General features: G+C 58.4%; 9 protein-coding genes. All 9 read right to left on the minus strand.

All coding sequences use genetic code 11. The features are described from left to right. Positions 1 to 84 precede the first annotated feature (84 nt). Positions 85 to 1,038, minus strand: coding sequence for an ABC transporter ATP-binding protein (locus AC2FFD_RS06305; RefSeq protein ID WP_496872525.1), 954 nt, complete (start codon positions 1,036 to 1,038; stop codon positions 85 to 87). Beyond that, positions 1,035 to 2,012: an ABC transporter ATP-binding protein gene (locus AC2FFD_RS06310; protein ID WP_496872527.1), complete on the minus strand. Its 978-nt coding sequence runs from the start codon at positions 2,010 to 2,012 to the stop codon at positions 1,035 to 1,037. Before AC2FFD_RS06310 ends, AC2FFD_RS06305 begins: the two co-directional genes overlap by 4 nt. Before the next feature lie 4 nt (positions 2,013 to 2,016). Next, positions 2,017 to 2,919: an ABC transporter permease subunit gene (locus AC2FFD_RS06315; RefSeq protein ID WP_257601120.1), complete on the minus strand. Its 903-nt coding sequence runs from the start codon at positions 2,917 to 2,919 to the stop codon at positions 2,017 to 2,019. After that, on the minus strand, positions 2,919 to 3,926 hold the full coding sequence (locus AC2FFD_RS06320) for an ABC transporter permease subunit (protein WP_170345192.1): 1,008 nt from the start codon (positions 3,924 to 3,926) through the stop codon (positions 2,919 to 2,921). Before AC2FFD_RS06320 ends, AC2FFD_RS06315 begins: the two co-directional genes overlap by 1 nt. After that, positions 3,926 to 5,020, minus strand: coding sequence for a M24 family metallopeptidase (locus AC2FFD_RS06325; protein ID WP_170345191.1), 1,095 nt, complete (start codon positions 5,018 to 5,020; stop codon positions 3,926 to 3,928). The genes AC2FFD_RS06320 and AC2FFD_RS06325 overlap by 1 nt, the downstream gene beginning before the upstream one ends. 68 nt (positions 5,021 to 5,088) lie before the next feature. Beyond that, positions 5,089 to 6,672 (minus strand): ABC transporter substrate-binding protein, encoded by a 1,584-nt coding sequence (locus AC2FFD_RS06330; RefSeq protein WP_425079222.1) that lies wholly within the window; start codon positions 6,670 to 6,672, stop codon positions 5,089 to 5,091. 298 nt (positions 6,673 to 6,970) lie between these two features. Then, positions 6,971 to 9,028, minus strand: a complete 2,058-nt coding sequence (locus AC2FFD_RS06335) for an adenylate/guanylate cyclase domain-containing protein (protein WP_496872529.1) — start codon at positions 9,026 to 9,028, stop codon at positions 6,971 to 6,973. Positions 9,029 to 9,213: 185 nt separating this feature from the next. Next, positions 9,214 to 11,190, minus strand: coding sequence for a DEAD/DEAH box helicase (locus tag AC2FFD_RS06340; protein WP_496872531.1), 1,977 nt, complete (start codon positions 11,188 to 11,190; stop codon positions 9,214 to 9,216). A gap of 388 nt (positions 11,191 to 11,578) precedes the next feature. Then, entirely contained in the window at positions 11,579 to 13,960 is a 2,382-nt protein-coding gene (locus AC2FFD_RS06345) for a thiamine pyrophosphate-binding protein (RefSeq protein ID WP_496872533.1), read from the minus strand. Between the last annotated feature and the right edge of the window lie 3 nt (positions 13,961 to 13,963).

A 13,963-nucleotide genomic window follows, 5' to 3' on the forward strand; every position in this document is an offset into this window, starting at 1 on the left:
TGGTCGCCCACAAGAAGTTACCGTCGCTTTTGTCGAGACCGCCCTGCTTGCCACCGCCTCAAACCAACACGGAATCCCCCTGCTTTACAAAGGATACAGACACGCGACCTGATGCGTTTCTCCGGCCAGTTCAGGCATTGTTGCCCTGCACTTTTCGGTTGCCAGCCAGCATCGTTGCGCAAAGGCGCAACCTTTTGGAATATTCATTGGCGACGGCAGTTCGCCCTCAAGCTTGATCCGTTCTTTTCGGGCCGTGGGGTCGGCCCGGGGCGTCGTGGACAGCAACGCCTTGGAATAGGGGTGACGCGGCGCGGCGAACAGCTGTTCTTTAGGCGCCTTTTCAACAGCGCGCCCCAGATACATGACGATCACGTCGTCGGCAAAATGCCGAACCACCGAAAGATCGTGCGAAATGAACAGATAGGCGAGGTCAAGCCGTTCCTGCAAATCCACAAGCAGGTTCAGGATCTGCGACTGGATCGAGACGTCCAGTGCCGAAACCGGCTCATCCAGAACAAGGACCCTGGGATTCAACATAAGCGCGCGTGCAATGGCGATCCGCTGACGCTGCCCGCCAGAGAACATATGTGGATAGCGGTCATAATGCTCGGGGCGCAAGCCGACCATCTCGATCATTTCGCGCGCTAGTGTTTCGCGGTCTGCGGCGGACATGTCCGGACGATTGATGATCAGCGGCTCCTGCAAGATCTGGCCGATGCGCTGACGTGGATTCAGCGATCCATACGGATCCTGGAACACGATTTGCACCGTTTCCCGCATCTTGCTCCATTGCGACGGGGTAATGTCGACACCGTCAATCGTCAGCCTTCCCGACGTCGGTTCTTCAATCATCGTGACCAATCGCGCCAGTGTTGACTTGCCACAGCCGGACTCTCCGACGATGGCCAGAGTCTTTCCCGGTTTCAGTTCGAAATCCACCCCCGAAAGGGCCTTTACCGTCGCTGACTTGGACAGCAACCCGCCCTTCACCGTGTAAAACCGGGTCAGATCTTTCGCCTGAACGATGGGGTCGGTCATGCCAATTCTCCGGCCGCGATTTTTTCTACGTGGTGGCAACGTGCCTTGCCGAAGGCTTCGGCATGGGGGGTCGGTGGTATTTCAGCGCAAGTTGCATCAGCAAACCGGCATCGCGGGCTGAACAGGCACCCTGCGGGGCGATCGAATTGGCCCGGCACAACGCCGGGAATCGTCGGTAGGATCTTGGAGGTCGCGCGCTCGGGCAAGGCGCTCAGCAGGGCCGATGTATAGGGATGACGCGGCGTGCGGAACAAATCACGCACGGGCTGCTCTTCGACTTTTTGTCCGGCGTATTGCACCTGAACCCGTTCGGCGGTTTCGGCCACCACCCCCATGTCATGGGTGATCAGCACAAGGCCCATATCGTGTTCGTCCCGCAATCGAACCAGCAAGTCGAGTATCTGCGCCTGAATGGTGACGTCCAGCGCAGTGGTAGGTTCGTCTGCAATCAGCAGCTTGGGCTTGCAGGCGATGGCCATCGCGATCATGACGCGCTGGTTCATGCCCCCTGACATCTGGTGTGGAAAGGTGTTAAGGCGGCTTTCCGGGGCCGGGATGCCAACCTGGTCGAACAGCTCAATCGCGCGCTGGTGGCGGTCCTTGCGGTTCAATCCCAGGTGGATGCGCAGGGCCTCTTTGATCTGGAATCCCACCGTGAAACAGGGGTTCAGCGACGACATCGGCTCCTGAAAGATCATCGCCATGTCCTTGCCGATGATCCTGCGGCGTTCACGGGCCGAAAGCCCGGCAAGATCCAGCCCCTCAAATCGCATCTCGTCAGCGGTGATCGTCGCGGTCCAGGGCAACAACCCCATCAGCGCCAACATCGACACCGATTTGCCCGAGCCGCTTTCACCCACGATGGCCAGCAACTCACCCTTGTCCACCGACAGATCTACGCCATCCACGGCGCGGAACCTGCCCGAGGCTGTGGCGAATTCAACAGTCAGGTTGCGGATCTGCAAAAGGCTCATGCGATCAGCTCCGTTTCAGTTTCGGGTCCAGCGCATCGCGCAGGCCGTCGCCCATCAGGTTGATGGCAAGTACGGTGACAAGGATTGCCAGACCAGGGAAGGTAACCACCCACCAGGCGCGCAGTATGAATTCGCGCGCTTCGGCCAGCATGGTGCCCCATTCCGGCGTGGGCGGCTGCGCGCCCATGCCCAGAAAGCCCAAGGCGGCTGCGTCCAGAATCGCTGTCGAGAAGGACAGCGCCGCTTGTACGATGATGGGTGCCAGGCAATTGGGCAGCACGGTGATGAACATCAGTCGTGACCGGCCAGCACCGGCCACGCGCGCCGAAGTGACATAGTCTTTCTGGCGTTCCGCCAGAACCGACGCGCGGGTCAGGCGCACGTAGTGGGGCTGGAAAACGATGGCGATGGCAATCATCGCGTTGGTCAGCGACGGGCCAAGGATGGCCACCAGCACCAGTGCCAACAGCAGCGACGGAAAGGCCAGAACGATATCCATCACCCGCATGATCAGCGTATCGACCCATTTGGGGGCAAAGCCCGACAGCAGGCCAATCATCACGCCGCCCGACACGGCCACACAGACGACGACGATTCCGACAAAAAAGGAATAGCGCGAGCCCATGATCAGGCGCGACAGCATGTCCCGACCCAGCGGATCGGTACCCAACGGGAAAGCCCAGCTTCCGCCCTCCTGCCATGCAGGCGGTTGCAGGATATGGTCGCGGAACTGTTCCGTCGGGTCGTAAGGGGCCAGAAGGGGCGCAAAAGTGGCGCAGAATACAAAGGCGGCAAAAACCCACAGCCCGATGACAGCACCGCGGTTTTCGCTGAAGTAGTACCAGAACTCGCGCAGGGCGCTGGGGCGGTCTTCCGTTTTGGGCGGGGTTGCGGATAGTTCGGCCATTACCGCCTCCGAATTTTGGGGTTGATGATGCCGTAAAGGACATCGACCAGCAGGTTCACCAGCATCACGATCACCGCGATCATCAGCAATCCGCCCTGAACAACCGGGTAATCTCGGCGGAAAATGCTGTCGACCATCCACTTGCCTATGCCCGGCCAGCTGAAGATGGTTTCGGTCAGGATGGCTCCTGCCAGCAACGTGCCCACCGACAGGCCGATCACCGTGACAACCGGAATCAGCGCGTTACGCAGCGCGTGCACCCCGTTGATCCGCGTTGGCGACAAACCCTTGGCACGCGCGGTGCGGATGTAGTCTTCGCCCAGAACTTCCAGCATCGCCGACCGGGTCTGGCGTGCGATGACCGCCAGCGGAATCGTTCCCAGCACAATCGTCGGCAGGATCAGATGGCGCACGGCTGATCCGAATGCTCCTTCCTGACCCGACAACAAGCTGTCGATCAGCATGAAGCCGGTGACGCTGGGAAAGTAATACAACAGGTCGATCCGTCCCGAGACCGGCGTCCAGCCCAGATTGCCCGAGAATATGATGATCAACAGCAGCGCCCACCAGAAGATGGGCATCGAGTATCCGACCAGCGCCGAGGACATCAGCGCCCGGTCAAAGAACTTCCCTCGGTTCACCGCCGCGATCACACCTGCGGGCAGACCCAGCGCAATGGCAAAGATCATGGCGCACAGGGACAACTCCAGCGTTGCGGGAAACAGCGAAAAGAACTCGTCCCACACAGGTTTCCTGGTGACAAAGCTTTCGCCCAGATCACCTTGAAGCACTCCGGTGAGGTAATCCCAATACTGCTGCAACACCGGTTTGTCGAAACCCAGCTTTTCGACCATTTCCTGATAACGTTCTTCCGTCATGCCGCGTTCACCGGCCATCACGATGATCGGATCGCCGGGCAGCACCCGGATGAACATGAACGAAATCAGCGTCACGCCCAAGAATGTCGGAACAAACAGGCCAAGACGGGTGAGGAAATAGCCAAGCATCAGCGACCTATGATCGTAAGTTCTTTGGGAAAGCGGGTCAGCGACCGACAGCCATCCCCGGTGACAAGAACGTCATCTTCGATGCGAACGCCGAACTTGTCCGATTCATACAGACCGGGTTCGTTGGTCCAGACCATGCCCGGCAGGATTATCTGACTGTTACCACGCATGATATACGGCGCCTCATGCACATCCCGGCCCAGACCGTGACCTGTCTTGGTCCGGATACGATCAACAAAAGGCGAGGCCTCAAGCACGCTTGTCACCGCGTCGTCGATGTCATGTGCCGTCACGCCGGGGCGGCAGGCTTCAAACCCGGCTTTGTTGGCGCGCAAAACCGTGTCGTAGACATCCCTGCCTTCGTCCGGGACGTCCTGAACGAAAAAAGTTCGCGTGATGTCGGCCGCAAAGCCATGTTTTCGAGCGCCAAAGTCGAACAACAGCGCGTCGCCTGCTCTGATCCGGTAGTCGGCGCGCGCCTTTCCGTGCGGTCGCGCTGAATTGTCCCCCGCAGCCACGATGGGGGAAAAGGCCAGCGACTCCGCTCCTTCTGCGAAGAGGGCCTGTATCAGCGCCTGCTCGACCTGTTTTTCGGTCTGACCTGCACGTACGTCAGCAATCACACGCTCCAACGCGCGTTCCGAGATATCGATGGCCGCTTGCAACGCGGCGATATCGTCGTCAGTTTTGATGGCACGAAGGCCCGAGATTTCGCGTTCACCGTCCACAATCCGCAGATCCGGAATTGCGCGGGTAAACGCCGCAGACACGAAAACCCGCATCACCTGACCTTCGACAGCCAGCGATTTGATCGGAATATGTTCTGCCAGCGCGGAAAAGGCGCCGTCATAGCCGGTCTGATCGCGCCAGTCGAACACGGCACCTTCAAATCCGACCAGTTCCCATGAGGCGAGCTCCAGGTTGGGCACGATCGCCGCCGGGTCCCCTTGGGCCGGAATTACCACGACAAAAGGGCGTTCGTGGCTCATGAAGGTTTTGCCCAATGCGCGGGTGAAATTCGGACCGGGCACCAGGGCCACTGCGTCCACTGACATATCCATTGCCAATTTGCGGTATTCGGACAAATCCGGCATTCAGCCCGACCTCCTCAATAAGAAAGCCGGAGCCACCAATCTGGCGGCTCCGGTTTGTGAGTGGTGGTTTATTCGACGCTCACACCATAGAAGATGTGACCGCCCAGCGGGTGCACTTTGTAGCCTTGCACCTTGTTGCTCATCGGCATGTAAACGACCGAATGCGCGATGGTCGCCCACGGAGCCTGCTCTTTGAACACGACCTGCGCTTCTTCATACAGTTTGGTCCGCTCGGCCTGATCCGTGCTTTGCTTGGCCTTCAGGATCAGGTCTTCGAAGGGCTGATGACACCATTGTGCGCGGTTCGATGCTTCGACCCCGTCACAGCCCAGCAAAACCGCCAGGAAGTTGTCCGGGTCACCGTTATCCCCGGTCCAGCCCAGCAGAACGGCACCGTCCCGGTTCAACTCTTTCGAGCGAGACAGGTATTCACCCCATTCGTACGAGACGATTTCGACGCCCACACCGATCTTGGCGAAATCCGCCTGGATCAACTCGGCCATACGGCGGGCATTGGGGTTGTAGGGGCGCTGGACGGGCATGGCCCAGATTTTCATCGACAGGTCCGAAACACCTTCGGCCTCGAGCATCGCCTTGGCCGCTTCGGGATCATAGGGATCGTCCACGATGGCGTCATTGTAACCCCACATGGTAGGCGGGATCGGGTTCTTGGCCACCTGACCCGAGCCCTGGAAGACCACGTCGATGATCGCCTGCTTGTCGATCGCCATGTTCAGCGCTTTGCGCACCTTCGGATTGTCGAATGGCGCCATGGTGGTGTTGTAGGCCAGATAACCAACGTTCAGGCCCTCTTGTTCCAGCATGTTGATGTCCGGATCATCCTTCATGGCCTGAATGTCGGCAGGGTTCGGATAGGGCATCACGTGACATTCGCCGGCTTTCAGCTTTTGGTAGCGCACAGACGCATCGGGTGTGATGGCAAAGATCAGGTTTTCGACCTGCGCCGGGTCTTTCCAATACGCATCATTGGCCGCGTAACGGATCACCGCGTCTTTTTGATAGGCCACGAACGAGAAAGGCCCGGTGCCGATGGGTGCCGTATTCAGTTTTTCCGGCGTTCCGGCCTCCATCATTGCCTCGGCATATTCCGCCGATACGATCGAGGCAAAGTCCATCGCCATATTGGCGACAAACGGCGCTTCGGGCTTGGACAGGGTAAATTTCACCGTGTAGTCGTCGATCTTTTCGATGGACTCGACCAGATCAGGCATCCCCATACCCTGGAAATATTCCCAGGTTCCGCCTGACACTTGATGATAAGGGTGGTTTTCGTCTTTCTGACGCATGAACGAAAAAATCACGTCATCCGCGTTGAAGTCGCGGGTCGGCGTGAACGCGTCGTTCGAGTGGAACTTGACACCCTGGCGCAACTTGAAAGTGTATTCCAGACCATCATCGCTGGCCTCGACACTTTCGGCCAGGCCGGGGACCACATTGGTCGTGCCCGTTTCAAATTCAAGCAACCGATTGTAGATCGGATGTGAAGAGGCATCAAAGGTCGTCCCTGCGGTGTACAGCGCAGGATCGAAGCCTTCAGGCGACCCTTCGGAACAATATACAAGTGTATTTGCCTGCGCCACGGCACCCGTCAGGGCGATCGCAGTGGTTGCGGCCAGAAGTTTGAGTTTCATGATTTTCTCCCAGAAAAGGACTTTAAAAGACAATCGCATGGCTCTTTGTCGTCAGAGCATTCAGTGACAGCACAGGTCGTCGCGATCCCTCTGCCCAATGTATCCAAAATACAAAATCTAAAGTCAACAGTGTCTTTCTGCGGATGTCTCTGAAGACCGTTTCTGCCTTTGCACCCTGATTTCAGGGTCTCATTCTCATCTTCGCCGCGAAAACGATACGACGCCCCGAAACGCTCTGCCGCGCACTCAGACCTTTCTGTTCATGGGTGCGGATCGCATGCTCTCATGGCCTGTACCCTCACGTCTTGTCCGTATGCGTAACCGCACGCCAATCCCGTGCGGGAGGGTTGGTCAAAAGCTTCGTTGCGCGCAACTTCATGGCGACGGACACAGGATCCCCGCCCCGCATTTTGTCCGCGGCTTCAAACGCAGCTATCGCCTGCTCGAACCGGCCGGAACGATAATGCGCAAGACCTTGTTCGTATGTCTCGATCCAATCAAATGATCCGTCAAAACTGCCGACCATCGCAATCAGCTCATAGACCACCAGTTCCTCGGTCCGGCCAAAGACCGCAAGCGTGTCCAGCTCTCGGACGACAATTGCGTCGGCGGCTTCGCGCCGGGTCTCGGGGCCGATCAGAATGCGCGTGCCATACTCCTTGTTGGCCCCTTCCAATCGGCTGGCCACATTCACGACGTCGCCGATTGCCGTATAGTTCAACCGCTGCTCTGACCCAATGTTGCCAACCAGAGCTTCCCCACTGTTCAACCCGATCCTGACACGCAGGGAATTTCCGGCCTCGTCCTCGATGCCCGCATCTTCCACGGTCGCGACAAGATCCAGTGCCGCGCGGCAGGCATTCTCGGCATGGAGCGCATCCTTGCGCGGTGCCCCCCAGATCGCCATGACCGCATCACCCATGAATTTGTCGATCGTCCCGTCATGGCGCGCGACGGCTGCTGCGGCCGCAGAGAAAAAAGGCTCCATCAACTGGATGATCTTGGGGCCCAGTTTTTCCGACAACCCGGTGAATCCGGTCACATCGCAAAACAACACGGAGACCTGTTTTATGTCGCCGCCCGGCTGTGTCTTGATACCCTCGGCGACCAGCATCTTCACAAGATCGGTCGGCACGTATTTTCGGAACGCGGACAACCCTGCGGCCATGCTGGCAGTGGCTGCTGACAGATTGGCCAGCTCGGACAGGTTGGAAGGCCTGCGTGAAATGTGTTCGACATCAAAGCGTTCGATTTTGCTCAGGTCTTCTGCGATGCGCGCCAATGGGTTGGCCACAATTCTACGGATCAACCAGATCGCCAGAGCGGTCGAGACGATCACGACCCCGATCAGGATATAGATCAGGTCTATCAAGGTTGCGTTGATACCCGACAAGAAGGCCGATTCCGGAATGACCGTAGCGACGCGCCACCCGTAAAAACCTAAAGGCGTCAGGGCCACCGCATAAGGAACGCCATCGATCACCACGCGTTTCGTCGAGTTGCCAGAAGTTTTGCCATCCGGGTCGCCCAACAGTTTTTCCCCCGAGATCTTGGCAACCTCGTACAGCTCACCTTCGCCCATGCGCGCCGGTGTAACTTCATCCGCTTTTGCGTCGGGAACAGCAATTACTTTGCCATCGGCATCCAGAATGAAGGCGGCTCCGAATTCACCGGGCTCGAGCGTCGCCAGAAAGCGTGACAAACGGTCGGTTTCGATTGCGACCGCAAGAACACCCTGCCGTGCCCGGTTGACATCGATCGGCCCCGCAAATGCGTATACGGTCTTGTCACTGCCCGGAAGATCGCGTGCTTCGATCCATCCCATCGAGTTCAGAGACATAAAATTGTTGAACCAGGCATGATCGCGAGGATCATAGGAGGTCGGAACAAAGTTCCTTTCTTCGAACTGAATATCGCCGGGAATAAAAATGTATCGATCGGTCCGCAGGTTTCGGTCGCGGATGTCCTTGTCGATCTCCATCATCTCAAGCCCACTGTCGCCCAAACGGTGCGACGCGAAAAAATTGCCGTCCGGCCAACCGAAGAAAATCCAGGAAATATTCGGCTGCGCCTGCAACTGGGACAGAAAAACGAACTCTCGCTTATCGGCCTGCCTTGTTGCGATGACATTCTGTACAAAGATCGTGCGCACCGCCGACCATGCGGCTTCGGCGGATCTGAGAGTTGCCCCGACTTCGATGCGGACCGCGTTTGCAATCTGGCTGTTGATCTCAGCGGCAAGCATGCGGCTGTTGTCACGCGCGGTCGTCCACCACAGCGAATGAACAACAAAGGTCGACACGCCGATGGATACGGCGACCAGCATGGATACAGCAATGCCGACACTGAACCGCATGAAAACCCCGAAAAGAATGTCCTGTACCACAGTATTCGGTTGAGATCGCAAGAAGAGCAAAGCTTAGTTTGCTTCAACCCCGAAAAATCACGCAACTGTTAAGCACATGTGTATGCCGCGACAGAAATCCCCAGCACCTGGTCACTTGCCAATGCCCAGCGGACAGACCTTGCCCGTGGCGGAAATCAACTGACCTTTGGTCCGGGTTTGCGACGTTTGGGGACTGCGTTGCCACCTTTGGCGGACTTTGTGGCCGCAGCGCGTGCACGGTTTTTCTTGCTGCTAGGCTTGCCCTTCGGCGGCGGTGGGCCTTTCGGCGCATCACCGTCTGGCTTGGAGCGACCACTTTTTTGCTCTACGCTCCCGGCCTTGCGCTTTTTCGGTTTTGCGCCCGAAGCCTTGAACTTGCTTTTTGTCTCGTCGTCCGACGTTCCGAGGGATTCTGTTGTGCGCACGGTCTTTGCCGACTGGGCCTCGGGCTTGGGCTGGCGGCGAGGGGCTTTCCGCTCAGCCGGAGCGGCATCCCTTTTCTGGCCCGAAGGCCTGCCTTTGAACTTGCGATCAAGACCGGGCCGACCGGTTGACGACAGGTCTGGTGCCTTGTCCAACCGCACAAGGTCCTTGGTTTCTTCTATTTTCATCTCTGGGCCAATGGAGGTCAGAAAGCGGTCGACACTGGCTTTACTGATTTCGAAATAAGTTACGTCCTCTGCAATCCGGATGGCACCGATGTCGTCTTTCGTGAGATTGCCCGCCTTGCAGATCATCGGCAGCATATGACGTGGGGATGCATTCTGATTGCGCCCTTCGGACACAGAAAACCAGACGCCGGGCCCAAAAGATGCGCGGGGTTTTGGGGCGGTCTGATCGACCGCCGACAGCTCTTCCGGGGCGGAATGGCGCAGTTTGTATTGCCTGAGATAAGCGGCTGCGATTTGTTCGGGCGTAAAACTCTCAATCAGTTTCTCAACCGATGGGCGTTCGCTTTCCGTGATCTCGACCTGCCAGTCTTCTGACGCCAGCATCCGCGCCTGATCACGCTCGTTCACCTCTTCGGCGGACGGGGCCGATCCCCAATCCGCTGTCAGCTTGGCAAATTTCAGAATGCGCTCTGCCTTTTTTCGCGATGATGGCGCGACGATCAGGGCACTGACGCCCTTGCGCCCGGCGCGACCTGTGCGGCCAGACCGGTGCAGCAGCGTTTCATGGCTGTTGGGCAGCTCGGCATGGACAACCAGATCAAGGTTGGGCAGATCGATTCCGCGGGCCGCAACATCGGTTGCCACGCAGACGCGGGCCCGTCCATCGCGCATGGCCTGCAACGCGTTGGATCGTTCGCTCTGGGTCAGCTCACCGGACAGGGCCACGACTGAAAAGCCCCGGTTTGACAGGCGCGCGGTCAGGCGTGAAACCATCGCGCGGGTGTTGCAGAAAACGATGGCATTGGGGGCCTCGTAATATCGCAGCACATTGATAATCGCGTTTTCACCATCGCGCGGGGCCACCGTCATGGCGCGATACTCGATATCCGCGTGCTGTGTCTGTTCGCCGACCGTGCTCACACGCACCGCGTCGCGCTGATACCGCTTGGCCAAATTGGCAATTGCGCGTGGCACGGTGGCGGAAAACAACAAGGTCTGACGATCTGCGGGAGTTTCATCAAGAATGAACTCAAGATCCTCGCGGAACCCCAGATCCAGCATTTCATCCGCTTCGTCCAGGACAACCGCGCGGATAGCTGTCAGATCGATTGAACCCCGATTGATATGGTCGCGAAGCCGCCCAGGAGTGGCCACAACGATATGGGCGCCTCTGGCCAGTGCGCGACGCTCATCCCGAATGTCCATACCCCCGACGCACGAGGCCAGAAACGCACCTGCCCCGGAATACAACCAGCCAAGTTCCCGCTTCACCTGAAGTGCCAGTTCCCGGGTCGGCGCGACAACCAGCGCCAACGGCGCTTCGGGCTTGCCAATCGTTTCTTCGTCGCCCAGCACCCTGTGCGCAATCGCAAGACCAAACCCAATGGTCTTCCCTGACCCGGTCTGGGCCGATACCAGCATGTCGCGCCCTTCCATCTCGGGCTGGGTGACGGCTCGCTGAACTTGGGTCAAAGTATCATAGCCCTTGCGCGCTAGAGCATCTGCAATGGTTTGTTTCACGGTGGTGGTTCTTTGTATCGGCCAGGTGATAGGCGCTGTGCGGAATTGCGATCAGCGGATCATCCAAGGGTAAAGACAGCCCCATACCGGTTGCCATCCCCGTTGTATAGACGGGAAAACGGGCATTTTCGCCGAAAAGCTTCCCGCAACGGAACACCCTGACAGGTCAGACCCTGACGGCAACCTCCAGGGCCGGGCCGCATCAAACCTGGGTCGGCGCGGGAACAAAATTCACCATTTTGCCGGCAGATACCTGCCTTTGAACGTCGGAGACCCGCCCCGGACACGCACAATCGCGCCGATCATTTCGATGACGTGGCCGTCGTTGATGCGACATGGGTCAAACCAGAGCCCGAGCGGGTTCGTTCCTGATCTTGTTGACCCAATCTCAAGCCCCTGTCGCCCGAAGAAGTACTCTGCCACGGGTCAAGCCATTCACCTTTTCGACGATGGCATCGGCATCGATACAGTGGTGGCGATAGAGATCACCGATCGTTCCTGTCTGGCCAAAATGTTCGACGCCCATCGGAATGGTCTGATGTCCACGTACAGCGCCCAGCCACGACAATGTTGCAGGATGCCCGTCAATCACGGTGACCAGATTGCAATGCGCCGGCAGGCCAGACATCAGGGTCTCGATGTGGGAAAGTGCGGCGGGGTTGCCGCGCGACCGCGCGCGTTGTGCAGCCGTCCAACCGGCATTCAGCCGATCCGCAGACGTCACGGCCAAAACACCGATATCGCGACGGCCCTCGCCGATGATACCGGCGGCCTTGATTGCCTCGGGCGCGACGGCGCCCTGATAGGCGATTACAACTTCGCAATTCGGCCCCGGTTTCCGCAACCAATAGGCGCCGTCTATAGCACCCTGGCGAAACTCGTCATCCACGCGTTTGCCCGGCTGTTCAATCGGGTTGGTCGTCAGACGCAGATAGACGGAACCGCCGGTTTCATCGCGCAGCCATGTGCGCTCGTCCGGTTGTCCTTCACCGTCGCGTTGCAGATAGTCGAAGGCCCATTCCGTGATCACCGCCAGTTCATCAGCAAAGGCGGGCTCAAAGGCGGCCAGCCCGTCCTGGCTCATCCCGATCAGGGGGGTACCAACGGATTGATGCGCGCCGCCTTCAGGCGCCAGCGTGACGCCCGACGGCGTACCAACGAGAATGAAGCGTGCATCCTGATAGCAGGCATAGTTCAGCGCATCGAGGCCGCGACTGACAAAGGGATCATATACGGTGCCGATCGGGATCAATCGCTTGCCAAACAGGGAATGCGACAGACCCGCCGCACCCAGAAGCAACATCAGGTTCATTTCGGCGATCCCAAGCTCGATATGCTGCCCTTCCGGCGTGAATTCCCATTTCGCCGTCGAAGGGATACGGTGTTCGATGAAAGCGTCGGCTTGCGTGGATCGGGCAAACAGCTTGCGCCTGTTCACCCAAGGCCCCAGGTTCGTCGTGCCGGTGACATCCGGAGAGGTTGTCACGATGCGTTCTGCCAACGGGCCATCACCTTTTGACAAATCGTCAAGGATCTTGCCAAACGCCATCTGGGTCGAGATTTCACGGCTGGTGTCGACCTCGATCCGTGGCACATCCAGCTTGTCATCGAAATAGCGGCGCGGACCCTTGGCAAAGAACGGTGCCTTGGCCAGAAAATCCTTGAATGCGTCTTGGTCCTGCACTGTCGCAAGCGGCTCCCATTCTTCGCCTTCAGGCACGCCCATATGCGACTGCCACGCGGCGAACTGGCTGTTGTTCATCAGCCCGCCGTGATTGTCCTTGTGACCTGCGATGGGGGTGCCCCATCCTTTGACGGTGTAGGCCAGGAAACAGGTCGGGCGATCGTGATCGATGGCGGCAAATGTTCGGGCCATGGTCTCGACGCAGTTGCCGCCAAGGTTTTCCATCAGCGCAGCCAGCTCCGCATCCGTCCGCCGTTCGATCAGGGCGGTCACATCCCCCTGATCCCCCAGATCGTCCATGAGACGCTGCCGCCAGACCGCCCCACCCATGAAGGTCAAAGCCGAGTAGTCCTGGTTGGGGCACGCATCGATCCAGTCGCGCAGGCGATCGCCACCCGGTTCTTCAAAGGCCGCGCGTTGCAGAACCCCATATTTCACGCGCACGACATCCCAACCGAACGCATCGAAGATTTTCTCGATCCGTTCGAACAGCCCTTCACGGACGATGCCATCCAGGGATTGCCGGTTGTAGTCTATGATCCACCACGTGTTGCGCAGGTCGTTCTTCCAGCCTTCCTGCAAAGCCTCGTACACATTGCCTTCGTCCAGTTCGGCGTCGCCAACAAGGGCCACCATCCGCCCCATCGGAGCATCCGAGCCCCAGCTTTTGGCCTTGATGTAATCCTGAATGATCGAGGCAAACGAGGTGATCGCGACACCCAATCCCACCGAGCCGGTGGAGAAATCAACGTCGTCGATATCCTTGGTCCGGCTGGGATAGCTTTGCACACCGCCAAAACCACGGAAATTCTCCATCTTCTCGCGCGTTTGATTGCCCATGAGATACTGCATCGCATGAAAAACCGGCGAGGCATGGGGTTTGACTGCTACGCGGTCTTCAGGGCGCAGGGCTGAAAAATAGAGCGCCGTCATGATCGACACCATCGAAGCAGACGATGCCTGATGGCCACCAACCTTGATCCCATCCACCTTTGGCCGGACGTGGTTGGCATGGTGGATCATCCAATGCGACAACCATAGCAGACGTTGTTCAACGATCTTCAACTGGGTGGGATCAATGTGCATGGC

This window comes from Ruegeria sp. YTSC002 (genome assembly GCF_059609845.1).

Bases quoted from the DNA above. Each gene is read 5' to 3' on its own strand.
- AC2FFD_RS06305 (WP_496872525.1), bottom strand. From the start codon at position 1,038: ATGACCGACCCCATCGTTCAGGCGAAAGATCTGACCCGGTTTTACACG.
- AC2FFD_RS06310 (WP_496872527.1), bottom strand. From the start codon at position 2,012: ATGAGCCTTTTGCAGATCCGCAACCTGACTGTTGAATTCGCCACAGCC.
- AC2FFD_RS06315 (WP_257601120.1), bottom strand. From the start codon at position 2,919: ATGGCCGAACTATCCGCAACCCCGCCCAAAACGGAAGACCGCCCCAGC.
- AC2FFD_RS06320 (WP_170345192.1), bottom strand. From the start codon at position 3,926: ATGCTTGGCTATTTCCTCACCCGTCTTGGCCTGTTTGTTCCGACATTC.
- AC2FFD_RS06325 (WP_170345191.1), bottom strand. From the start codon at position 5,020: ATGCCGGATTTGTCCGAATACCGCAAATTGGCAATGGATATGTCAGTG.
- AC2FFD_RS06330 (WP_425079222.1), bottom strand. From the start codon at position 6,672: ATGAAACTCAAACTTCTGGCCGCAACCACTGCGATCGCCCTGACGGGT.
- AC2FFD_RS06335 (WP_496872529.1), bottom strand. From the start codon at position 9,028: ATGCGGTTCAGTGTCGGCATTGCTGTATCCATGCTGGTCGCCGTATCC.
- AC2FFD_RS06345 (WP_496872533.1), bottom strand. From the start codon at position 13,960: ATGCACATTGATCCCACCCAGTTGAAGATCGTTGAACAACGTCTGCTA.